Annotated in this window: 20 protein-coding genes and 1 pseudogene; 14 read left to right on the top strand and 7 right to left on the bottom strand. The window is 61.0% G+C overall.

Annotated elements, in window-relative coordinates; all coding sequences use genetic code 11:
* The first annotated feature begins 20 nt into the window (after positions 1–20).
* Positions 21–1,721 carry an ATP-binding protein gene (locus tag DNK50_RS18735; RefSeq protein WP_112195719.1) on the top strand — a complete coding sequence of 567 codons (1,701 nt, stop codon included), beginning with the start codon at positions 21–23 and terminating at the stop codon, positions 1,719–1,721.
* Positions 1,722–1,729: 8 nt separating this feature from the next.
* Entirely contained in the window at positions 1,730–4,249 is a 2,520-nt protein-coding gene (gene uvrA, locus DNK50_RS18730) for an excinuclease ABC subunit UvrA (protein ID WP_112195716.1), read from the top strand.
* A 171-nt stretch (positions 4,250–4,420) separates the two neighbouring features.
* Here uvrA and tkt read toward each other — a convergent pair whose 3' ends face one another.
* Complete coding sequence (gene tkt / locus DNK50_RS18725; RefSeq protein WP_112195714.1) at positions 4,421–6,475, bottom strand: transketolase; 2,055 nt, start codon at positions 6,473–6,475, stop codon at positions 4,421–4,423.
* Positions 6,476–6,650: 175 nt separating this feature from the next.
* Between tkt and DNK50_RS18720 the strand changes: the two genes are divergently transcribed.
* Positions 6,651–6,875, top strand: a complete 225-nt coding sequence (locus tag DNK50_RS18720) for a DUF465 domain-containing protein (RefSeq protein WP_112195712.1) — start codon at positions 6,651–6,653, stop codon at positions 6,873–6,875.
* A gap of 50 nt (positions 6,876–6,925) precedes the next feature.
* Here DNK50_RS18720 and DNK50_RS18715 read toward each other — a convergent pair whose 3' ends face one another.
* On the bottom strand, positions 6,926–8,302 hold the full coding sequence (locus tag DNK50_RS18715; protein ID WP_099583182.1) for a VOC family protein: 1,377 nt from the start codon (positions 8,300–8,302) through the stop codon (positions 6,926–6,928).
* A gap of 199 nt (positions 8,303–8,501) precedes the next feature.
* Here DNK50_RS18715 and DNK50_RS18710 point away from each other — a divergent pair, with 199 nt between their 5' ends.
* Complete coding sequence (locus DNK50_RS18710; protein WP_177411549.1) at positions 8,502–11,129, top strand: glucosidase; 2,628 nt, start codon at positions 8,502–8,504, stop codon at positions 11,127–11,129.
* A 126-nt stretch (positions 11,130–11,255) separates the two neighbouring features.
* Here the strand turns inward: DNK50_RS18710 and DNK50_RS18705 are convergent, their stop codons facing one another.
* Both DNK50_RS18705 and DNK50_RS18700 read right to left on the bottom strand, forming a co-directional pair.
* Positions 11,256–11,570: an SCP2 sterol-binding domain-containing protein gene (locus DNK50_RS18705; protein WP_099583184.1), complete on the bottom strand. Its 315-nt coding sequence runs from the start codon at positions 11,568–11,570 to the stop codon at positions 11,256–11,258.
* Between the two features lie 56 nt (positions 11,571–11,626).
* A complete protein-coding gene (locus tag DNK50_RS18700) occupies positions 11,627–12,337 on the bottom strand; it encodes a histidine phosphatase family protein (RefSeq protein ID WP_112195708.1) in 711 nt (236 codons plus the stop codon).
* A gap of 194 nt (positions 12,338–12,531) precedes the next feature.
* Here DNK50_RS18700 and sohB point away from each other — a divergent pair, with 194 nt between their 5' ends.
* Both sohB and DNK50_RS18690 read left to right on the top strand, forming a co-directional pair.
* A complete protein-coding gene (gene sohB, locus DNK50_RS18695; protein WP_112195706.1) occupies positions 12,532–13,557 on the top strand; it encodes a protease SohB in 1,026 nt (341 codons plus the stop codon).
* Positions 13,558–13,931: 374 nt separating this feature from the next.
* A complete protein-coding gene (locus DNK50_RS18690) occupies positions 13,932–15,500 on the top strand; it encodes a TerC family protein (RefSeq protein WP_112195704.1) in 1,569 nt (522 codons plus the stop codon).
* 85 nt (positions 15,501–15,585) lie between these two features.
* Here DNK50_RS18690 and DNK50_RS29605 read toward each other — a convergent pair.
* Positions 15,586–15,738 (bottom strand): annotated as a pseudogene (locus DNK50_RS29605) (thioredoxin); the annotation flags it as partial.
* A gap of 146 nt (positions 15,739–15,884) precedes the next feature.
* Complete coding sequence (locus DNK50_RS18680) at positions 15,885–16,133, bottom strand: hypothetical protein (protein ID WP_112195700.1); 249 nt, start codon at positions 16,131–16,133, stop codon at positions 15,885–15,887.
* Positions 16,134–16,454: 321 nt separating this feature from the next.
* Between DNK50_RS18680 and DNK50_RS18675 the strand changes: the two genes are divergently transcribed.
* From DNK50_RS18675 to DNK50_RS18640, 8 genes are all read left to right on the top strand, one after another.
* The gene (locus tag DNK50_RS18675) at positions 16,455–17,303 is read left to right on the top strand and encodes a transporter substrate-binding domain-containing protein (protein WP_099583189.1); all 849 of its coding nucleotides are present in this window, start codon (positions 16,455–16,457) and stop codon (positions 17,301–17,303) included.
* A 52-nt stretch (positions 17,304–17,355) separates the two neighbouring features.
* The gene (locus DNK50_RS18670; RefSeq protein ID WP_112195698.1) at positions 17,356–18,018 is read left to right on the top strand and encodes an amino acid ABC transporter permease; all 663 of its coding nucleotides are present in this window, start codon (positions 17,356–17,358) and stop codon (positions 18,016–18,018) included.
* Positions 18,019–18,029: 11 nt separating this feature from the next.
* The gene (locus DNK50_RS18665; protein ID WP_099583191.1) at positions 18,030–18,692 is read left to right on the top strand and encodes an amino acid ABC transporter permease; all 663 of its coding nucleotides are present in this window, start codon (positions 18,030–18,032) and stop codon (positions 18,690–18,692) included.
* On the top strand, positions 18,689–19,471 hold the full coding sequence (locus tag DNK50_RS18660) for an amino acid ABC transporter ATP-binding protein (RefSeq protein ID WP_099583192.1): 783 nt from the start codon (positions 18,689–18,691) through the stop codon (positions 19,469–19,471). The genes DNK50_RS18665 and DNK50_RS18660 overlap by 4 nt, the downstream gene beginning before the upstream one ends.
* Before the next feature lie 14 nt (positions 19,472–19,485).
* Entirely contained in the window at positions 19,486–19,875 is a 390-nt protein-coding gene (locus DNK50_RS18655; RefSeq protein WP_010210958.1) for a RidA family protein, read from the top strand.
* A 167-nt stretch (positions 19,876–20,042) separates the two neighbouring features.
* The gene (locus DNK50_RS18650) at positions 20,043–20,807 is read left to right on the top strand and encodes an IclR family transcriptional regulator (RefSeq protein ID WP_032886547.1); all 765 of its coding nucleotides are present in this window, start codon (positions 20,043–20,045) and stop codon (positions 20,805–20,807) included.
* 8 nt (positions 20,808–20,815) lie between these two features.
* Entirely contained in the window at positions 20,816–22,024 is a 1,209-nt protein-coding gene (locus DNK50_RS18645) for an amino acid deaminase (RefSeq protein ID WP_112195697.1), read from the top strand.
* A gap of 47 nt (positions 22,025–22,071) precedes the next feature.
* On the top strand, positions 22,072–22,980 hold the full coding sequence (locus tag DNK50_RS18640) for a sugar kinase (RefSeq protein WP_112195695.1): 909 nt from the start codon (positions 22,072–22,074) through the stop codon (positions 22,978–22,980).
* A 78-nt stretch (positions 22,981–23,058) separates the two neighbouring features.
* On the opposite strand, the gene DNK50_RS18635 is transcribed toward DNK50_RS18640, so the two are convergent.
* Entirely contained in the window at positions 23,059–23,334 is a 276-nt protein-coding gene (locus DNK50_RS18635; RefSeq protein ID WP_003174397.1) for a peptidylprolyl isomerase, read from the bottom strand.
* Positions 23,335–23,375 lie beyond the last annotated feature (41 nt).

Raw genomic sequence — 23,375 nt, 5'->3', positions numbered from 1 at the left:
CTTCTGCACTGAGCCGAACCATGCAATTTCTATCCAACCCCCATGGCTGTGACGGTTGGGCCGGTGAAATGGCCCAGCGTATTCGTACGTTCGATTGGTCGACCACCGACCTTGGCCCCATTGACCAGTGGTCCACCAGCCTGGCCTGCACCGTGCAGATGATGCTCGCGTCGCCGGTACCCATGGTGATGTTGTGGGGGCGGGCCGGTTACATGATCTACAACGACAGCTATTCGGCGTTTGCCGGTGGCCGGCACCCATACCTGCTGGGCACGCCGGTGGAGCTGGGCTGGCCGGAAGTGGCCGACTTCAACCGCCACGTGGTGGACACCTGCCTGGCTGGCGGCACTCTGTCGTTCAATAACAAAGACCTGGTGCTGCTGCGCAATGGCCAGCCGGAAACGGTGTGGCTGGACTTGTATTACAGCCCCGTCGCCGGCGATAACCAGCAGCCGGCCGGGGTGCTGGCGATTGTGGTCGAGACCACCGAACTGGTGAAGTCTGAACAGGTGCGCCAGGAACTTACCCATAACCTCGAACAACGGGTGGCCGCTGAAGTGCAGGCCCGCTCCGCTGCCGAGGACCAGTTGCGCCAATCGCAAAAGCTCGAAGCCATCGGCGGCCTCACCGGCGGCGTGGCCCACGACTTCAATAACCTGCTGCAAGTGATCGCCGGCAACCTGCACCTGCTGGCCCGCCATGAGCCGGACAACGCCCAGGTGCAGCGCCGCGTCAGCGCGGCCATTGCGGCGGTGGAGCGCGGGGCCAAATTGTCGGCGCAGTTGCTGGCCTTTGCCCGGCGCCAGCCGTTGTCGCCGGCGGTGTACAACCCGCAACGCATCTATGCTGGCCTTGGCGAACTGTTGCAGCGTGCGCTGGGTGAAACCATTCATATCGATGTGCAATTGCCCCAGGATTCCTGGCACATCAACGTCGACCGCAACCAGTTGGAAAATGCGCTGCTCAACCTGGCGATCAATGCCCGCGATGCCATGAAAGGCGAGGGCGTGATCCGCATCAGTGGCGAAAACATCATCCTTAACCCTGGCGATTGCATCGGCAAAAGCATCAGTCCCGGCGAATATGTGCGCCTGGCGGTCACCGATACCGGCGTGGGCATGCCGCCGGCGATCCAGGCCAAGGTGTTCGAGCCGTTCTTCACCACCAAGCGCGACGGCCACGGCACCGGCCTGGGCTTGAGCATGGTGTTCGGCTTTGTGCGCCAAAGCGGTGGCCATGTCGACGTCCGCAGCGAAGAAGGCCAGGGCACCGTGGTGCAGTTGTACTTCCCGCGCTGCCTGGGCGACGAATGCCTTGAGGCGTCAGTCGAGCCGGTCGAATCGGTCGGCGGCCAGGAAACCATCCTGGTGGTCGAAGACAACGAAGGCGTGCGCCTGACCGTGGTGGATGTGCTCGAACAATCGGGCTATACGGTCATCACCGCCGAGGATGGCGACCAGGCCATGTTGAAGCTTAAAACCGGCCTGCAACCCGAGCTGATTTTTACCGACGTGGTCATGCCCGGTCGCGTTAAAAGCACCGATCTGGCCGCGTGGGCCCGCGCACAAACCCCTCCAGTGCCGGTGCTGTTCACCTCCGGCCACACCCGCGACATCCTCTCCAGCAACCACCTGCTGAGCCCCGACATTCATCTGCTGAGCAAGCCCTACAGTCCCGAAGCCCTGACGCTACGGGTGCGCAGCGTGCTCACCGCACGATAAGGTTGACCATGACTTCACAGCGCAACATCCCTGCGATCACTGCCCAGCGCCCAGGCTTTGTCAGGGTGCGCGGCGCCCGCGAGCACAACCTGCAAAACGTCGACGTGGACATTCCCCGGGATGCCCTGGTGGTGTTTACCGGCGTGTCCGGTTCGGGCAAGTCGTCCCTGGCATTTTCCACGGTGTATGCCGAGGCCCAGCGGCGCTACTTTGAGTCGGTGGCGCCCTATGCGCGGCGCCTGATCGACCAGGTCGGCGTGCCCGACGTGGACAGCATCGAAGGCCTGCCACCCGCCGTGGCCCTGCAACAGCAGCGCGGCACGCCGAGTGCGCGGTCTTCGGTGGGCAGCGTCACCACCTTGTCGAGCCTGATCCGCATGCTTTACTCCCGCGCCGGCAGCTACCCGGCGGGGCAAGCGATGCTGTATGCCGAGGATTTTTCGCCGAACCTGCCACAAGGCGCGTGCCCGCAATGCCATGGCCTGGGCCGTGTCTACGAAGTGACCGAGGCGCTGATGGTGCCCGATCCTGCGTTGACCATCCGCCAGCGTGCGGTGGCGTCCTGGCCGCTGGCGTGGCAGGGCCAGAACCTGCGCGACATCCTGGTGACCCTGGGCTATGACGTGGATATCCCATGGCGCGACCTGCCGAAAAAACAGCGCGACTGGATCCTCTTCACTGAAGAAACCCCCACTGTGCCGGTGTATGCCGGGTTCACCCCGGAGCAAACCCGCGAGGCGCTTAAACGCAAGCTGGAGCCCAGTTACCAGGGCACGTTCAGTGGCGCACGGCGCTACATCCTGCACACCTTCAGCCACACCCAAAGCGCACTGATGAAAAAGCGCGTGTCGCAGTTCATGCAGGGCAGCGCCTGCCCTTTGTGTGAAGGCAAACGGCTGACCCAGGCGGCGCTGTCAGTGAAGTTTGCCGGGGTGGATATTGGCGAGTTATCCCAGTTGTCGTTGGCGCAGTTGGCCGACCTGCTGCGGCCGGTGGCGGCGGGGCAGGACACGATGAAGCTGTCGGTGGAGAAACGCCTGGCCGCCCAGCGTATCGCCCAGGACCTGCTGGAGCGGGTCAGCACCTTGATCGAACTGGGCTTGGGTTATCTGTCCCTGGAGCGCAGCACGCCGACCTTGTCGTCCGGGGAGTTGCAGCGTCTGCGCCTGGCCACCCAATTGGGCTCGCAGTTGTTTGGGGTGATCTATGTGCTGGATGAGCCCTCGGCGGGCTTGCATCCGGCGGATGGCGAGGCGTTGTTCAGCGCGCTTGAGCGCCTGAAGGCCGCAGGCAATTCACTGTTTGTGGTGGAGCATGACCTGGAAACCATGCGCCGCGCCGACTGGCTGATCGACGTCGGCCCGGCTGCCGGTGAGCATGGCGGGCATGTGCTGTACAGCGGTCCGCCTGCGGGGTTGGCGGATGTGCAGGCGTCCCAGACCCGTGAGTATTTGTTTGCCGAGCGGCGCGCGGTAGATCCAGCTCGCCGCGAACCCAACGGCTGGTTGAAATTGGAAGGCGTGACGCGCAATAACCTCAACGACCTGAGCGTGGATTTTCCCTTGGGTTGCTTCACCTCGGTGACCGGTATTTCCGGATCGGGCAAGTCCAGCCTGGTCAGCCAGGCGCTTCTGGAATTGGTAGGCAGTGGCCTCGGGCGCGTGGTGGAAAACGACGAAGAACCGAGCCTGGAAGATGACACGCCGCACACCAGTGGCGGGCAGATCAGCGCCGGGCTGGAGCAGATCCGCCGCCTGGTGCAGGTGGATCAGAAACCCATTGGCCGTACGCCGCGCTCGAATCTCGCGACCTACACCGGGCTGTTCGACAACGTGCGCAAACTGTTCGCCGCCACGCCGGCAGCCAAGAAGCGCCAGTACGATGCGGGTCAGTTCTCCTTCAATGTTGCCAAAGGCCGTTGCCCGAACTGCGAGGGCGAAGGCTTTGTCAGCGTCGAGTTGCTGTTTATGCCCAGCGTGTACGCACCGTGCCCAATCTGCCACGGCGCACGCTACAACCCCGAGACCTTGGCAATCAAATGGCAAGGCCTGAGCATCGCTCAGGTGCTGGGTTTGACCGTTGAGCAGGCCGTCGAGGTCTTTGCCGAGCAGCCAGGGGTGTTGCGCTCGTTGCAGGTGCTGCGGGATATCGGACTGGGTTACCTGAGGCTGGGCCAGCCGGCCACCGAACTGTCCGGTGGTGAGGCGCAGCGCATCAAATTGGCCACCGAGCTGCAACGCAATGCCCGTGGCGCGACCTTGTATGTGTTGGATGAGCCAACGACCGGGCTGCATCCACGGGATGTGGATCGCCTGCTCAGCCAGCTCAATCATTTGGTGGATGCAGGGCACACCGTGGTGGTGGTCGAGCATGAAATGCGCGTGGTGGCCCAGAGTGACTGGGTAATCGATATCGGGCCTGGGGCAGGGGATTTGGGCGGGCAGGTAGTGGCCAGCGGCACGCCGCAAAAAGTTGCCAAGAGCAAGAAGAGCCGGACCGCGCCGTTCCTGGCCCGCGAGTTGACCTAACCGCTATCGGGGCATAGGTATCTACACAACTCTCAAAGGCTTACACATAGCACTGTGGTGAGCGGGACAAGCCCGCTCACCACAACAGCCCATTTGCCATAGATTCAGCATCCACTGGAAGTTGTGTAGATACCTATGGCCATCGGGGGCAAGCCCCCTCCAACAGGGTGATCAGTGGCCGGCCAGGTCGATTTGTTGCTTGGCCTGGTTCACCACATGCTCAACCGTAAACCCAAACTTCTCCTGCAACTTGGCCAACGGCGCCGACGCCCCGAAGCTGTTCATCACCACCTTGGCGCCGGTCTGGCCGACATAACGGTCCCACCCCAAAGGCCCGGCCTGTTCCACCACTACCCGCGCTTTCACCGCCGGCGGCAACACGCTGTCGCGATAGGCCTGGTCCTGTTCTTCGAACAACTCCCAGCTCGGCATCGAGACCACCTGCGCGGCAATCCCGTCCTTCTTGAGTTGCTCATAAGCGGCTACTGCAAGGCTGACTTCACTGCCCGTGCCGATCAGGATCACCTGGGGTTCATCCGCCCCCGCCAGCACATAAGCGCCTTTGGCAGCTCCGCAAGCTGAAGCATAGTGCGTGCGATCCAGCGTCGGCAGCGGCTGGCGCGACAGCACCACACAGCTTGGCCGGTGGGTTTGCGCCAGGGCAACTTTCCATAGCTCCAGGGTTTCATTGGCATCGCCCGGTCGCAGGGTCAGCAACCCCGGCGTGGCCCGCAACTGCGTCAGGTGTTCGATGGGCTGGTGCGTCGGCCCATCCTCACCCACGCCGATGGAGTCGTGGGTAAACACAAACACCACCGGCAGTTCCATGATTGCCGCCAGGCGGATCGGCGGTTTCATGTAGTCGCTGAACACCAGGAAGGTCGAGGTGTACGGGCGCAGGTACGACAACGCCATGCCATTGGCGATGGCGCCCATGGCGTGTTCGCGAATACCGAAATGCAGGTTGCGCCCGCTGTAGTCATCGGCGCTGAAACGCCCGGCGCCGTCGAAGGTCAGGTTGGTCTTGGTCGACGGCGACAAGTCCGCCGAGCCACCGAGCAGCCAGGGGATTTGCTGGGCGAAGGCATTCAGCACTTCGCCGCCCGCCGCCCGGCTGGCGACGCCCTTGGCATCGGCGGCAAAACCCGGCAGGTCAGCCTGCCAGTGCTCGGGCATCTCCCCGGCACGCATCCGCTGCAGTTCATCGGCCAGTTGCGGGTCGAGACGCGACAGGGTCTGGTTCCACTGCTGGAACAACGGTTCGGCGCGGGCGTGCAGCGCATCCCGCAACAGCGTGCGCGCCTCATCCGGCACCAGGAAACTGGAATCCTGCGGCCAGCCATACGCGGCCTTGGTCAGGCGGATTTCCTCGTCACCCAACGGCTCGCCATGGGCGGCGGCGGAGTTGTGCTTGTGGGGCGAGCCGTAGCCGATCACGCTGTCGACCACGATCAGGGTCGGCGCGCCAGTGTTCGCCTGGAAGGTCTCCAGGGCCGCGCTCAGTGCCTGCAAGTCATTGGCGTCGGTGACGTGCAAGGTGTGCCAGCCATAGGCCTGGAAGCGCTTGATCACGTCTTCGCTGAACGCCAGTTCGGTGTGGCCTTCAATGCTGATGGTGTTGTTGTCGTAGATCCAGCAAAGGTTATCCAGCTTCAAATGCCCGGCCATCGACGCCGCTTCGCTGCTGATGCCCTCCATCATGTCGCCGTCGCCGCACAGGGTGTAGACGTTGTAGTCGAACACCACCTGATCGTCGCGGTTGAAACGCTCAGCCAGCCAGCGCTCGGCCATGGCCATGCCCACACTGTTGGCGCACCCCTGGCCGAGGGGGCCGGTGGTGGTTTCCACGCCGGTGGTCATGCGGTATTCCGGATGGCCTGGGGTCTTGGAGTCGGCCTGACGGAACTGCTTGATATCGTCCAGGCTGATTGCCGGCTGCCCGGTGCGCTGGCCATGGGCATCAATCTCCACCACACCGGCCACGTGCAGCAGCGAATACAACAGCATCGACGCATGCCCCACCGACAACACAAACCGGTCGCGGTTGGGCCAGTCGGGATGCTCGGGGTGATAGCGTAAAAACCGGCTCCACAGGGTGTATCCCACCGGCGCCAGGCCCATGGGCGTGCCTGGGTGGCCGGAGTTGGCCTTCTGCACGGCGTCCATCGCCAGGGTGCGCAGGGTGTTGATGCATAGGGTGTCGACAGTGGTTGCGGCATGAGTCATGAAACCGGTCTCCCTCAAGTGACGATCTACAGTGGAGGGCAGTGCGTGGCGAAGGTTTGATCCTATTGCCGTTGCCGCGACGAACGGGGATGGATTGAGCGCAAACATGACAAGACCTGCCGGAATGGGCTAGCGTCTGGTATGTAGGCCATTGATCAACTTGCGGAGGTACGTCATGCCAGTGAAACACGACCTGTATCAGGATCTGGGTTTGAGCAAGGAAGCCGTTCACGAACGCAGGGCGAGTGATAAACGTCTGGACTCGCTGCTCACGCAATATGCAGCTGCCGACGAGCATGTGCTTGAGGCGGAGTCGAGCAAGGCCGACGACAGGGAGGTGGAGCTGCTGAAGAAGAAACGTCTGTTGATCAAAGACGAGATTGTGCAGCGATTGGGTTAAGCCCAGACCGAGCGTCGTGCGGGAGCGAGCAAGCTCGCTCCCGCCGTGGTTTACGCCAGCAATGCCTGGGTGCATGCATCCATCGACCGCTGCTGCGTCTCGCCGTACAACTGCAATTCATCGATTGTCCTGCGCCCCAAGGCCTCCTCGAATTGCGCCTGGTTTGATTGGGCTGCGTAGTGACTCTGCGCGGCATCCCCCAGGTTCGATTGAAATATCCCCGCCGCACTCACCGGCAGAAAATCCTCATACACCAACGGCTCCACATCCACATGACCGGCGGCGATCAGCGCTTGCAGTGTGCGTGGTTGATCGGCGTGGCCGCGTGCTGCCAGGCCTTTTGGCGTGGCGAAGTAGCGGAAGTACGCCAGGCCTTGTTCACGCATCTGGTCGTGGTTGTCCGGGAAGGCCTGGAAGTGCTGTTCCATCAAGTGCATGTAGTGAGCGGCGTTGGATTCGTTGGGGAACGCGCCCAACTCGTCGCGGGCGGCGTTCAGCAACTGGTCGTAGAGGGCACGGCCCTTGGGCGTGAGGGCGACGCCGCGTTGTTCGATTTCACCGAAGCGCGCGCTGTGACTGCCTTGGGCGTCGGTAAAGGCGATGGCTTCGTCGAGGGCCTTGAAGCTGGTCTGGCGCAGCAGGATCGGGCACTGGCGGCGCGGTGGGCCTTCGATCACGGCCTTGGGGGTGATGCCCTTGCCGGGCATGGCGGCCTGCACCTGGTCGATGTCCAGGGTGCGTGGGGTGAGGTGGTTGATGTGCGGGCCCTTGAAAGCCACCACGTCGGCGATCAGGCGGTGCTGGTCGCTGAGTTGCTGGTATTGCGCGGCGGTGACGGTAGCGGTGTGGTGCCAGCGGAAGGTTTCCAGGGCCTGGCGGATAAATTCGTCGGCTTGGTCGGCGTTGAGGCCGCCTTGTGTTTGCGCCTGTTCGATCAACGCCAAGACGCCGGTGGTGAAGATCGAACGTTTGGCCAGTGCGCTTTCGGCGAAGGCGCGTAGCTCGGGGTTCTCAATCAATTCCAGGCGCAGCAGTGAAGTGAACACTCGAAACGGGCTGGCTTGCAGCGCGTGTTCGTGCACCGCGCGAAACGCCGTGGAGTGCACCGGCACGCCGGCTGGCGTGAGGTCGTAGTAGCCCACCGGCTGCATGCCCATCACCGCAAACAGGCGGCTGATCGTGGCCAGTTCGGCCGCCGTGCCCAGGCGGATGGCGCCGTGGCGCTCCATGTCCAGGCGCTGGATTTCGCCGGTGCGTTGCAGCTGTTGCGCCAGGCCTGGCTGGCTGTCGAGCACGCGGCCGTTAGTCTCGGCCACCAGTTCCATCAGCGCCCCGTACAAGGGGACTTCGTCCCGGTACATATCGGACATGGCCTTGGAAAAGCCCTTGCGGATCTCGTCGGGGCTGACATGTGCGGCACTGGGCATAGAAAATTTCCTGATGACGATGAAGAGGGCGATGGCCTTTTACTGGATTTTGTTGGGCTCCATGAGCGCTTGCAAACGAAGAATCCTCTGGACTTCATTCTGCAAATGAATGAATGGCAGGCTCTGCCAAGTCTTCATGTGCATCCGGGCGCCGATGGGTTCTACACTGCTCCTCACCTTGTAGGCGATGGAGGACCCCATGACGGCCACGCCCGTTACCCAAACGATTGAAGGCCAACGCTTGGCCACCGAAGACGCCGAGCGCTGGCGCGAATGGGGCCCGTACCTGAGTGAACGCCAATGGGGCACGGTGCGTGAAGACTACAGTGCCGACGGCGATGCCTGGACCTACTTTCCCCATGAACACGCGCGCAGCCGCGCCTACCGTTGGGGCGAGGACGGCCTGGCCGGTTTCAGCGACAAGGCCCAACGCTGGTGCCTGGGCCTGGCGCTGTGGAACGAGCGCGACGCGATCCTCAAGGAGCGGCTGTTCGGCCTCAATAACGCCGAGGGCAACCATGGGGAGGACGTCAAGGAACTGTACTTTTTCGTTGATGGCGTACCGAGTCATGCCTACATGCGCATGCTCTACAAATACCCCCATGGCGCCTTTCCCTACACCGACCTGATTACCGAAAACGCCCGTCGCGGGCTGGATGATGCCGAGTATGAAATCCTCGATACCGGCGTGTTTGAGGACAACCGCTATTGCGATGTCAGCGTCGAGTACGCCAAGCAGCAGCCTGACGATATTTTCATGCGTGTCACCGTGCATAACCGCTCGGAGCAGCCGACACGCTTGCAGGTATTGCCTCAGGCGTGGGCGCGTAACGACTGGAGCTGGACCTTTGATGCGCCCAAGCCGCAGTTGTCGATCGACGGCGAGCGAGTGTTGGCCCGTCATCATGAATTGCCGGATCGTCATCTGACTGCCTGGGGCCAGGATGGCGTGGAGTGGTTGTTCTGCGAAAACGAAAGCAACGTCGTCAAACTGGACGGGCAAGTGGCGTCGGGGCCGTTCAAGGATGGCATCAATGACTACGTGGTGAGTGGCACTCAATCCACGATTCGCCGGGACACCGGCACCAAGGTCGCGGCGCGCTTCATCCTTGAGCTGGCGGCGGACGAAAGCAAAACCCTGTACCTGCGTTTTGCCCCGGTTGATGCGCCTGCGGTCAATGCGCGCAAGTTGTTTGAACAGCGTCGCCAGGAAGCCGATGACTTCTACGCGGCCCTGCAACACGGCATCGCCGATGCTGATGCGCGCAACGTGCAGCGTCAGGCCCTGGCCGGTTTGCTGTGGTCCAAGCAACTCTATTATTTCGACGTGAACCAATGGCTCGACGGCGACCCGGCGCAACCCGCGCCGCCGCCTGAGCGCCTGCATATCCGCAATACCCATTGGCGGCACCTGTCCAACTTCGACATCCTCTCCATGCCCGACACCTGGGAGTACCCGTGGTACGCCTCGTGGGACCAAGGCTTTCAGGCGGTGGCGATGGCGCTGATCGATCCGGGATACGCCAAGCAACAGCTATTGTTGCTGGTGAAGGACCGCTTCATGCACCCCAACGGCCAATTGCCAGCCTATGAATGGCGCTTCGACGACGCCAATCCGCCGGTGCATGCCTGGGCCAGTTGGCGGGTATACCAGCAGGACAAGGCGTTGACCGGTGTAGGCGATATGGATTTTCTGGAGCGGATTTTCCATAAGCTGCTGTTGAATTTTTCCTGGTGGGTCAACCGCAAGGACGCCGAGGGCCGCAACCTGTTCCAGGGCGGTTTCCTGGGGCTGGATAACATTGCGCTGTTCGACCGCTCGGCGGCATTGCCGGCGGGGTATCAGTTGGACCAGGCCGACGGCACGGCGTGGGTGGCCGCGTATGCGCTGGACTTGATGCGCATCGGCCTGGAACTGGCCAAGCGCAACGCCGTGTACGTGGATATTGCGGTGAAGTTTTTCGAACATTTCCTGTATATCGCCGGCGCCATCAACCGGGTCGACGACAGCGCCGAAGGCCTGTGGGATGAGCAGGACCTGTTCTTCTACGACGTGCTCCACCGCCCCGACGGGCAGAGCGAACCGGTGCGCTTGCGCTCCATCGTCGGCCTGATGCCGCTGTTCGCCGTGTTGGTGCTGGAGCAGCGCGAACACGAAGCGCTGGAGGGGTTGCGCGAGCGATTGCTGGGTTTTATGAAACATCGACCGGATCTGGCCAGGTTGGTCTCACGCTGGAATGAGCCGGGGCAGGGCAATCGCCTGCTGCTGGCGTTGTTGCGCGGTGAACGTACCAAGGACTTGCTGCGGCGCATGCTTGATGACAAGGAGTTCCTCTCGGCCTTTGGCGTGCGCTCCCTGTCCAAGGCGTTCGCCGAGCAGCCGCTGGCGCTGAAGATGAATGGCGACACCCTGTGTGCCCGCTACCAGCCTGGCGAATCAGATTCACGCTTGTATGGCGGCAACTCGAATTGGCGGGGGCCCGTGTGGATGCCGGTCAACTACATGCTGATTGAATCGCTGCGTGAGTTTCATCGCTACTACGCGGATAACTTCTCGGTGGAGTACCCGTCTGGGAGCGGTTATTTGTCATCCCTGGAGGAAGTGGCTGACAGTCTCAGTCAGCGGCTGACCGGATTGTTTCTACGGGATGAAAATGGCTGTCGACCGTCGATGGCGGGGTATTCGCAGTTGGAAGCGGATCCCCTCAGCCGTGACCTGGTGCTGTTCCATGAGTATTTCCATGGCGAGACCGGGCGCGGGTTGGGCGCATCACACCAGACCGGCTGGAGTGCGTTGGTGGCGTTGTTGCTGCAGCCCAAAAACTGAATACCACCGACCCAATGCAGGAGGGGGCTTGCCCCCCGATAGCGGTGGATCAGTCAACTCAGAATCGACTGAAAACCGCTATCGGGAGCAAGCCCCCTCTCACAGTGATTCAAGGTTGCCCGTGAATCAGGAAGGAAACAGTTCGCTCAGCTTCATGGCCAGCATCATGTCGCCTTCGGCGCGCAGCTTGCCGCCCATGAAGGCCTGCATGCCGTCAGTCGAGCCGTCGACGATGCCTTCCAGGGTTTCGCTGTCCATGACCAGGGTCACTTGTGCGTCTGGGTTTTCGCCTTCCTGCAGTTCGCAGGTCTTGTCTTTGACGATCAGGGAAAAGTTCTTGGTGTCGTCGATACGGAAACCAAACACCAGGTCCAAGCCTTCGGCTGCGGCTGGGTTGAATTTGGCTTTCATTGCTTCTACAGCTTTGGCTACTTCAGTCATGGTTTCGATCCTTTAGGGTAGAGTCCAGTGACCTTGGGGTCACGGTTGGCCGCACTTCATCGGAAGGTGATGAGTTGCGGCGCCTTCAACAGTTGCAAGTGGGTATGCCCGTTGAAGGAAGCCAGTGCCACCTCGCGACCGCGGAATTTCAGCTGGTTGAGCGAGGTGTTAACAATTTGCCAGTTCAGTTCGAACGCCTGGGCGGCAGGCATTCGGGTAATCAGGTGGAGCAGGGCGGTGATGGTGCCGCCGGAGGTGAACACGGCGATTTTCTGTGTGTTGTCCGCGGCTTCAAGAATGCGTTGCAAGCCACCCTGGACGCGTTCGACAAACCCCAACCAGCTTTCGAGCCCCGGCGTGTCATAAGTGCCGGCCAGCCAGCGCTCGATGATCAGGGCGAAGATGCGCTGGAATTCACTGCGGTTCTGCGCGGCGTTGCGCAGGATGTCCAGGGCGTCGGGTTCGGTGGTGAGCAGGTCGGGGAGCAGGGCGCGGATGATTGCGTCGGCATCGAATTCGTTAAAGGCGCTGTCGGTTTCCAGGACCGGAACCGGCAGGCCAAGGGCACGGTATTGATCGAAGGCAGCCGTGGCAGTGTGCTGCTGGCGGCGCAGGTCGCCTGCCACGCAGCGGTCGAACACCAGGCCCATGTCCGCCAGGTGGCGACCGAGCACGTGTGCCTGCTCCACGCCGACGGGCGACAGGACGTCATAGTCGTCTGCACCGAAGGAGGCCTGGCCATGTCGAATCAGATAGATGCTGCCCACGTCCGTTTTCCCGGTACGTTGAAGTCTGGCGAGGTTATGAGGATGCCAGGGAGCTGTCAATGAAAAAACATACGCTTGTTTTAAAAGCGCATTGGAGGCTGTGCTTGCTGGCGGTTTGATCACTGGCCCGGAGGCGGTGCCGCCGGTATGCTGGGGCAATCCGCGCCGCGCGCACTGCACTTGTAAGGAGCAACATGGATTTTTTGGCCGAATATGCCAGCTTCCTGGCGAAGACTGTCACCCTGGTGGTCGCTATTCTGGTGGTACTGATCAGCTTCGCCGCACTGCGCAGCAAAGGTCGTCGCAAAGCCGCCGGCCAACTGCAGGTCAGCAAGCTCAACGATTTCTACAAAGGCCTGCGTGAGCGCCTGGAGTCGAGCCTGCTCGACAAGGACCAGCTCAAAGCCCTGCGCAAGTCCGAAAGCAAAACCGAAAAGAAGAACAGCAAGAAAAAACCCGAGGCCAAGCCACGGGTATTCGTGCTGGACTTTGACGGTGACATCAAGGCCTCGGCCACCGAGAGCCTGCGCCATGAAATTACCGCGCTGCTGAGCCTGGCCACGCCCAAGGACGAAGTGGTGCTGCGCCTGGAAAGCGGCGGCGGCATGGTGCACAGCTACGGCCTGGCCTCGTCGCAATTGGCGCGTATCCGCCAGGCGGGTGTGCCGTTGACCGTGTGCATCGACAAGGTCGCGGCCAGCGGCGGCTACATGATGGCGTGCATCGGCGAGAAGATCATCAGCGCGCCGTTTGCCATCCTGGGCTCCATCGGCGTGGTGGCGCAGTTGCCCAACGTCAACCGCCTGCTCAAAAAACACGACATCGACTTTGAAGTGCTGACCGCCGGCGAATACAAACGCACCCTCACAGTGTTTGGCGAAAACACCGAGAAGGGTCGCGAGAAGTTCCAGGAAGACCTGGATATCACCCATCAATTGTTCAAGAACTTCGTATCGCGTTATCGCCCGCAGTTGGCGATTGATGACGTGGCCACCGGGGAAGTGTGGCTCGGCGTTGCAGCCCTGGACAAACAACTGGTCGACGAACTGCAAACCAGCGACGAATACCTCGCCACCAAGGCTGCGACCGCCGAGGTGTTCCACCTGCATTATGCCGAGCGCAAAAGCCTGCAAGAGCGCGTGGGCCTGGCGGCCAGCGGTTCGGTGGACCGTGTGTTGCTGACGTGGTGGAGCCGCTTGACCCAGCAGCGGTTCTGGTAAGAGGCAGGTAATCCCCTGTAGGAGCGGGCTTGCTCGCGAAGGCGGTGTATCAGTCAAGCATGGACCGACTGGCACTCCACTTTCACAAGCAAGCCCGCGCCCACATTGGTCCTGCGGTGACTGAGGGAATACAGATCTTGTAATAGTTTTGCGTTGTAGGAAAATTACCTTTCGGCTGTACGATTCAAGTCCTTTTGTCATCGCAGGATTTGCATGAACACCCTCTCGGAGCCCCCCAGTCGTCTTTCCCCAAGACACCTACTGCTGCCGTTCCCGCTGAAACATCCCGTATTCCGACTGCTAACCTTGTCCCGGTCTCCTGACCGCGTCTTGCCGTGTCCGGCATTCTGAAACCTAGATAGAGACTGATATTAATGGAATGGTTAGCGGATCCAACGGCCTGGCTCGGCCTGTTGACCTTGATTGTGCTGGAACTGGTGCTGGGTATCGACAACCTGGTGTTTATCGCGATCCTCGCAGACAAACTGCCGCCGGAGCAGCGTGACCGCGCGCGGTTGATCGGTTTATCCCTGGCGTTGCTGATGCGCCTGGGCCTGCTGGCCAGTATTTCGTGGTTGGTAACCCTCACGCAGCCGCTGTTCGAAGTGTTCGACAAGAGCTTCTCCGGCCGTGACTTGATCATGCTGTTTGGTGGTGTGTTCCTGCTGTTCAAGGCCACCATGGAATTGCACGAGCGCCTTGAAGGGCACGTGGCCCAGCGTACGGGCAATGTGGCTTATGCGATGTTCTGGCCAATCGTGGCGCAGATCGTGGTGCTCGACGCGGTGTTCTCCCTGGATGCGGTGATTACCGCCGTGGGCATGGTCGATGAGCTGGCGGTGATGATGATCGCGGTGATCATTTCCATCGGCCTGATGATCGTGGCGAGCAAGCCGCTGACGCGCTTCGTCAACGCCCATCCGACCGTGATCATGCTGTGCCTGGGCTTTTTGATGATGATCGGTTTCGCCCTGACCGCCGAAGGCCTGGGCTTCCATATTCCGAAGGGTTACCTGTACGCGGCGATTGGTTTTTCGATCCTGATCGAGGTGTTCAACCAGATCGCCCGTGCTCGTCGCAAGAAATCGGCGCAGGGCGTGTTGCCGGTGCGTGAGCGTACCGCCCACGCGGTAATGCGCTTGCTCGGCGGTCGCAGCCTGGCAGTGGAAGAAGTGGGCGAAGAGGTGGCCGACTTGCTGGGTGAGCCGGATACCGCCCAAGGCCCGCTGTTCGACCGCCGCGAACGGGTAATGATCAGCGGCGTGCTGCAATTGGCCGAGCGGCCGATCCGCAGCCTGATGACGCCACGAGCCAAGGTCGACTTTATCGACCTGGCGGACGATGCCGAGACGATTCGCCTGAAGCTGATGCATTCGTCTTACTCACGACTGCCGTTGATCCGTAATGGCGCGGTGGATGAACCCTTGGGCTTCGTGCACAAGAAGGAACTGCTCAAGGAATACCTGGCCGGTAACGAGCCGAACCTGGAGCACCTGGCGCGTCGGGCAATCAACCTGCTGGAAAGTTTTTCGATCCTCAATGCCCTGGAGCAGATGCGCCAGGAGTCGACCCATATTGCGTTCGTGATCAACGAGTTCGGTGATTTTATGGGTGTGTTGAGCATGACCGACATCCTCGAATCCATCGCCGGTGAATTGCCGGATGCCAGTGAGATCGAAGGGCCGGACATTGTCGAGGAGGCTGACGGCTTTCGCGCCAATGGCGCCTTGAACCTCACCCAGGTTCGTCGGCGCACTGGCTTCAAGGCAAGCGCTACCGAGGATTACCAGACCCTGGCCGGCCTGGTGATGAGTCTGCTCGACCGTCTGCCGGTGGTGGGCGATAGCCTGGAGCATGAGGGTTGGCGGTTGACGGTCGCGGCGGTAGAGGAGCGGCGTGTGACTCAAGTTTGCCTGGTGCCGGTGCCTGCGCATAGCAGCTGAATATCTTGTTGACGGTTTGCTCCTGGGAATCCCAGGGGCCAAACCCTTCGAAGTGTTCTATGGACTTGCCATTGACATAAATGACCAGGGTGGGAGTGACAGTTACTCCCTCAACCTTAAAGGTTGTTAGCGTATCGAGCACCAGGCTCTTCACGGATGCTTCATATGCCTTGGCAATGGGCTCGAAGATCTGCACAGCAATCTTACAGGCTGGGCACTTTTCTGAGACAAACAGCATGAACACGGTATGGTGTGCAGCCAGTATCGACTGATAATCCTCCTTGCTGGCAATGACGTCTTTAGCGATTCCCATCTTGATCTCCTTCTTCGCTAGCGGTTTTGCCAACGCTAGGCCCGATGGACATCACCGTCTACTGTCAACTTTCACAGGTCCGCATCGCGCTCCAAGCGCTCCCGCGCCTTGCGCGCCTGGTTCGCGCACTTGCGGTATTCCTCGTTGTCACTGGACGCCTTCGCACGGCGATAGTCGTGATGATTCTGGTTGCTGTAGTTGATGTCGAAGGATTCTTTGAGCCTGCGCAGCTCTTCTTTGCATTCGCGGCGGTCGTTACTGGCCGACGCACTGCCGGCTGCCAGAAGGGCGAGCAACATCAGGGGAAGACGGAGCTTCATCGGAGCGCGATCCTTGTCATCGGGGATGTGCCAAAGGCTAGTCCAGCTCAGGAATTTTTCCACGGTGAGGGGGTGCGCAGTAACGGGGCGGAACGCACTCCCGTGGCGCTGTCACCGCTGCGTGAGGCCTTGGGTAGCAGTCCGAATCAGGGTGCTGGCGCAATGCCTCATCTCAATAGCTTATTTATCTGTCTGAATTTAAAAGACTTTATCGACATCATATTTTTCCGTTGAGAGGTATGGCACACTTTCTGCTGTCTATTCCGTTGTTACATACTAAGTTCCGGTATAGCGGAATACACAACTCCTGGAGTGCTTGTCATGCATCACCGACCTTCCGTGTTCAACGCGTGTGTTTTTCTCTTCGCCGCATCGGCTTCCCTCGCAGGCATTGTGCAAGCGGCGGACAGCAAGCTCGATAACGTGCTCAAACGTGGGCATTTGATCGTGGGTACAGGCAGTACCAATGCGCCGTGGCACTTCCAGGGAGCGGATGGCAAGTTGCAGGGGTTTGATATCGACATTGGCCGCATCGTGGCCAAGGGGCTGTTCAATGATCCGACCAAGGTCGAGTTCGTGGTGCAGTCTTCCGATGCGCGGATTCCCAATCTGCTGACCGACAAGGTCGACATGAGCTGCCAGTTCATCACCGTCACCGCCAGCCGTGCGCAGCAGGTGGCGTTCACCTTGCCGTATTACCGCGAAGGCGTGGGCCTGCTGCTGCCAAACAACAGCAAGTACAAAGAGATTGAAGACCTGCAGGCGGCGGGTGATGGCGTCACCGTGGCCGTGCTGCAAAACGTCTACGCCGAAGAACTGGTGCACCAGGCGCTGCCCAAGGCCAAGGTCGACCAGTACGACAGTGTCGACCTGATGTACCAGGCCGTGAACTCCGGGCGCGCCGATGCTGCCGCCACCGACCAGTCCTCGGTCAAGTACCTGATGGTGCAGAACCCCGGCCGCTACCGCAGCCCGGCCTACGCCTGGAGCCCACAAACCTATGCGTGCGCGGTCAAGCGTGGCGACCAGGACTGGCTGAACTTCGTCAACACCGCCCTGCATGAAGCCATGACGGGCGTGGAATTCCCGACCTACAAGGCCTCGTTCAAGCAGTGGTTCGGCGTGGACCTGCCTGAGCCGGCAATTGGTTTCCCTGTTGAATTCAAGTGATCCGGAATAACCGGGGTGCCTGTCAAGGCGCCCCAACCAGGTACTGTTGACCATGAACTATCAGTTGAACTTTGCCGCCGTGTGGCGCGACTTCGACACCTTGCTGGCGGGGCTCGGCCTGGGCCTGCAACTGGCATTGCTGTCGATCGCCATTGGCTGCGTGATCGGCCTGTTGATGGCGTTTGCCATGCTGTCCAAACACCGTGCGTTGCGCATCTTCGCCTCGGTGTACGTGACGGTGATCCGCAACACGCCAATCCTGGTGCTGATCCTGTTGATCTACTTCGCCTTGCCGAGCCTGGGCATCCGGCTGGACAAGATTCCCTCGTTCATCATCACGTTGTCGTTGTACGCCGGTGCCTACCTGACCGAAGTGTTCCGCGCCGGGCTGTTGAATATTCCCAAGGGGCTGCGTGAAGCCGGGCTTGCCATCGGCCTCGGCGAGTGGCGTATCCGTGCGTATATCACCGTGCCGGTGATGTTGCGCAACGTGCTGCCGGCGCTCTCGAACAACTTCATCTCACTGTTCAAGGACACCTCGCTGGCCGCTGCGATTGCAGTGCCCGAGCTGACCTATTACGCCCGCAAGATCAACGTCGAAAGTTACCGGGTGATTGAAACCTGGATGGTCACGACCGCGCTCTACGTGGCTGCCTGTTACCTCATTGCCATGCTGCTCCGCTACCTGGAACAGCGTCTGGCGATCCGTCGTTAAGGAGGGTTTCCATGTACGAATCCCCCAGTTGGCTGCATGAATTGTGGATCGCCCGGGACACCCTGTGGGCCGGGTTCCAGACCAGTATCTATTGCTCGGCGCTGGCGATTATCTTCGGCACCCTGATCGGCATCTTCGCCGGGCTGGTACTGACCTACGGCAAATTCTGGATGCGGGCGCCGTTTCGCCTGTATGTGGATCTGATCCGCGGCACGCCAGTGTTTGTGTTGGTGCTCGCGTGTTTCTACATGCTGCCGGCGCTCGGTTGGCAGATCAGCGCGTTCCAGGCCGGTGCCGTCGGGCTCACCTTGTTCTGCGGCTCCCACGTGTCGGAAATCGTGCGTGGTGCCCTGCAAGCCATTCCCCGTGGACAGTTGGAAGCAGGCAAGGCGATTGGCCTGACGTTTTATCAGTCCCTGGCCTACGTGCTGCTGCCCCAGGCACTCCGGCAGATCCTGCCGACCTGGGTCAATTCCTCCACGGAAATCGTCAAGGCCTCGACCTTGCTGTCGGTGATCGGCGTGGCCGAGTTGCTGCTCAGTACCCAGCAAGTCATCGCACGTACCTTCATGACCCTGGAGTTCTACCTGTTCGCCGGGTTTATGTTCTTTGTCATCAACTACGCCATCGAGTTATTCGGGCGCTACATTGAAAAGCGGGTGGCCTTGCCATGAACCAACCTCAAACAACCGAGCCACTGCTGAACATCCGCGGCCTGCGCAAGCAATACGGCGAGGTGGAAGTGCTCAAGGGCGTCGACCTGTCCATGCAGCGCGGCAACGTCGTGACCTTGATCGGCTCCAGCGGCTCAGGCAAGACCACGCTGTTGCGCTGCGTCAACCTGCTGGAAGAGTTCCAGGGCGGCCAGATCACCCTGGACGGCGAGTCCATCGGCTACAGCGACGTCGGCGGCAAGCGTGTGCGCCACCCCGAACGGGTGATCGCCCAGCACCGGGCGATGACCGGCATGGCCTTCCAGCAGTTCAACTTGTTTCCCCATTTGAGCGCGTTGCAGAACGTGACCCTGGGTTTGTTGAAAGTTAAGAAAATGCCTAAGGACGAGGCCGTTGCACTCGCGGAAAAATGGCTCGACCGCGTAGGACTTCTGGAGCGCCGCAATCACTTCCCCGGCCAGCTGTCCGGCGGCCAGCAACAGCGTGTGGCGATTGCCCGTGCGATTGCGATGAACCCCAGCCTGATGTTGTTCGACGAAGTCACCTCGGCCCTCGACCCGGAGTTGGTGGGCGAAGTGCTCAGCGTGATCAAGGGCCTGGCGGAAGAGGGCATGACCATGTTGCTGGTCACCCATGAAATGCGCTTTGCCTATGAAGTCTCGGACAAGATCGTATTTATGAACCAGGGGCGGATCGAGGAGCAGGGCTCGGCCAAAGATATTTTCGAGCGCCCGCAGTCACCGCGTCTGGCGGAATTTTTGAAGAACATTCGTTTTTAATCAGGAGCACAGGTATGAGCATTACTCGTTACGGCGCCGGCAGCACCGCCGGTGGCGGCCAACCCCGTCCTTTTGCACGCGCCGTAGAAGCGGACGGCTGGCTCTACGTCTCGGGCCAGGTGCCGGCGGTGGACGGTGAAATCATCACCGGCGGCATCATCGAGCAGACCCGGCAGACCATGCGCAACGTGGTGGCGATCCTCGAAGAAGCCGGCTACGAACTCAAGGACGTGGTGCGCGTCGGCGTGTGGCTGGAAGACCCGCGGGATTTCTGGAGTTTCAACAAGGTCTTCGGCGAATACTTCACCCCGGAACACGCCCCGGCGCGGGCCTGTGTGCAGGCCAATATGATGGTGGATTGCAAGGTCGAGATTGATTGCGTGGCCTACAAGAAAAAGGGCTAAATTGCCCCCCTCTTAAGCTTCCGCAAATCCAATGTGGGAGGGGGCTTGCCCCCGATGGCGGAGTGCCAGTCGACACATCTGTTGCTGACACACCGCTATCGGGGGCAAGCCCCCTCCCACAGGAGAATTGTGTCGTACCCAACAACTTCGACCGGACCGAAATTGCCATGACCGAAGACACCATCAAACGCCGCGCCAAAGGCCTGGACCGTGCATTCGATATCCTCGATTTCCTCAAGGAAGTCGGCCAGCCCCTGCGCCCGAATGATATCGCCAGCGGTATCGGCAGCCCCAAGTCCACCGTCTACGAATTGGTCGCGTCCTTGCTGGAACGGCGCATTCTTGAAACTGTGGGCAAGGACGGTCACGTCTACCTCGGTCGCCAGTTGTACTTCCTCGGCCAGGCGCACCTGCGCCACTTCGACCTGACCCGCGAGGCCGATCACGCCTTGCAGGAGATCGTCAGCCAGACCCACGAAACTGCACAGATGTGCCTGCTCAATGGGCGCAAATACACGGTAGCGCTGATGCGCGAAGGCGAGCGGCATTTCCGGATTTCTTCGGACATCGGCGAAAACGCGCCAATCCCCTGGACCGCCTCCGGGCGCCTGTTGCTGGGGCACCTGAGCGACCAGCAGATCGTCGACCTGATCGACCATGACGATTTCATCCTGCCGGACGGTCAGCGCCTGCCGCTGGAAACGTTCCTTGCGCAGATCCGCCAGGCCACCCTCGATGGGTTCTTTTCCTTCGACAGTGTGGCCGACACCTTTACCCATTGCTTTGCCGCCCCGGTGCGGGACGCGCAGGGCATCAGCATTGCGACGCTGTGCATCGTCGCCCCACGGGCCGATGCGCAAAAAAACTACAACGACTATCGCCGGGTGTTGATCGACAGCGCCAACCACCTGGCCCGTCGCATCAACGAATAGGAGTTTTCATGTCTGCCATCAACGCCGTTGAAAAAGGCGCCGCCGCCGTCGGTGCCCACCTGGTCCGTGACGTCAGTTTGCCGGCCCTGGTCCTGCACCGCGACGCCCTGGAACACAACATCCGTTGGATGCAGGACTTTGTCAGCAACAGCGGCGCCGAACTCGCGCCCCATGGCAAGACCAGCATGATGCCGGCGCTGTTTCAGCGTCAGATCGCCCAAGGCGCCTGGGGCATTACCCTGGCCAACACCGTACAGACCCGCGCCGCGTATGCCGGCGGCGTGCGCCGTGTGTTGATGGCCAACCAACTGGTGGGCGCGCCGAACATGGCGTTGATCGCCGACCTGCTGGCCGACAAGAATTTTGACTTCCACTGCATGGTCGACCACCCGGACAACGTCGCCGACCTGGGCCTGTTTTTCGCCGCCCGTGGCCTGCGCTTGAATGTGATGATCGAATACGGCGTGGTCGGCGGCCGCTGCGGTTGCCGCAGCGAGCAGCAAGTGCGCGACCTGGCCAAGGCGATCAAGGCCCAACCGGCGCTGGCCCTCACGGGAATCGAGGGTTATGAAGGCGTGATCCATGGCGAGCACGCCATCAGCGGCATCCGCGAATTTGCCGCCAGCCTGGTGCGTCTGGCGGTGGACCTGCAAAACAGCGGCGCTTTCGATTTGACCAAGCCAATCGTCACCGCTTCGGGCTCAGCCTGGTATGACCTGATCGCCGAGTCCTTTGAACAACAGAACGCCGCCGGGCGCTTCCTCAGCGTGCTGCGCCCTGGCAGCTATGTAGCCCACGACCATGGCATCTACAAAGAGGCGCAGTGCTGCGTGCTCGACCGTCGTAGCGACCTCAATGAAGGCCTGCGTCCGGCGCTGGAAGTCTGGGCCCATGTGCAGTCGTTGCCTGAGCCGGGTTTTGCAGTCATTGCCCTGGGTAAGCGTGACGTGGCCTACGACGCCGGGTTGCCGGTACCGCTCAAGCGCTACAAGGCCGGCATCGTACCGGCGCAAGGCGATGATGTGAGCTCCTGCAAGGTTACGGCAGTGATGGACCAGCATGCCTTCATGGTCGTGGCGCCCGGGGTTGAACTGCGCATTGGCGACATCATTTCCTTTGGTACGTCCCACCCATGCCTGACCTTCGACAAATGGCAGGTGGGTTGCCTTGTGGATGAGCAACTGCAGGTGGTCGAGTCCCTGCACACTTGCTTCTAGACCGCGTCGTTCCTATCGGGGCCCTCAGCCCCACCGAGAAAGCAGCCATGACCACCCAACCCCGCATCGCCCTGATCGGCGAGTGCATGATCGAACTGCAACACCGCGCCGACGGCAGCCTGCAACAAAGCTTCGGCGGCGACACCCTGAACACGGCGGTGTACCTGCGCCGCGAGCTGGGCGATATCGGCGCGGTGGACTACGTCACTGCCTTGGGCGACGACAGCTTCAGCGACGCCATGTGCCAACAATGGACCGACGAAGGCCTGGGGCTGGGCTTGGTCCAGCGTCTGCCGGGGCGATTGCCGGGCTTGTATTGCATCCAGACCGACGCCCACGGCGAGCGTAAATTCCTCTACTGGCGCAACGAAGCCGCCGTGCGCGACTGTTTCACCACGCCGGCAGCCGAGCCGGTCCTGGCGGCTTTGCCCAGCTATGACGTGGTGTATTTCAGCGGCATTACCCTGGCGGTACTGGGCGAGGTCGGGCGTGAGCGTTTGCTGCAAGCGCTGGTCGAAGCCCGCCGCCGTGGCGCCAAGGTGGTGTTCGACAACAACTACCGGCCGCGTTTGTGGGCCAGTATCGAGGCGGCGCGCGCGGCGTATCGCAACGTGTTGGCTGAGGTGGATATCGCCTTGCTCACCGAAGATGACGAGCGCGCGTTATTTGGTTATGCCGACAGCGAGCAGGTGTTTGCGGCGTACCCGGCGATTGCGGAAGTGGTGCTCAAGCGAGGGGCGGATGCGTGTTTGATCCGCTGCTATGGCGAGCGCTTTGTCGTGCCGGCGTTGAAAGTCGAGAAAGTGGTGGATACGACGGCGGCGGGGGATTCGTTCAGTGCGGCGTACCTGGCCAGCCGGCTCAGGGGTGGGGCGCCGGAAGAGGCTGCGTTGGCTGGGCATCGGTTGGCGAGCCGGGTGATTCAGGTGCCGGGGGCGCTGATTTCAAGAGAGTGAGTGGATGGCCGCCTTTGGCGGATCGGGGGCAAGCCCCCCTCCCACAGGAGCCCCCGATAGCGATCTGAAGCCAACCACTCAATCCCGGTAAAACACCTGCACCAAGTGATACCCAAACTTGCTCTTGATCGGCCCGTGAACCACCTTCACCGGTTTCTTGAAAATCACCGCATCGATCGCCCCGACCATCTGCCCCGGCCGCACTTCACCCAGGTCACCGCCGCGCTTGCCCGATGGGCAAGTGGAGTACTTTTTGGCCAGCACATCAAAGGCTTCGCCCTTGGCGATGCGCTGCTTGAGTTGTTCGGCTTCTTCGCTGGTTTTCACCAGGATATGACGGGCTTGGGCTTTCATTGATCTCTACCAGGTGTGCGACGGCGCGCGATTATGCCTGA

Origin of the sequence: Pseudomonas sp. LG1E9 (assembly GCF_003290225.1) — a bacterium.
GTDB classification, from domain to species: Bacteria; Pseudomonadota; Gammaproteobacteria; order Pseudomonadales; family Pseudomonadaceae; genus Aquipseudomonas; species Aquipseudomonas cyclaminis.
The sequence above is the reverse complement of the archived record's forward strand: the minus strand, read 5'-3'. Positions and strand labels throughout refer to the sequence as shown.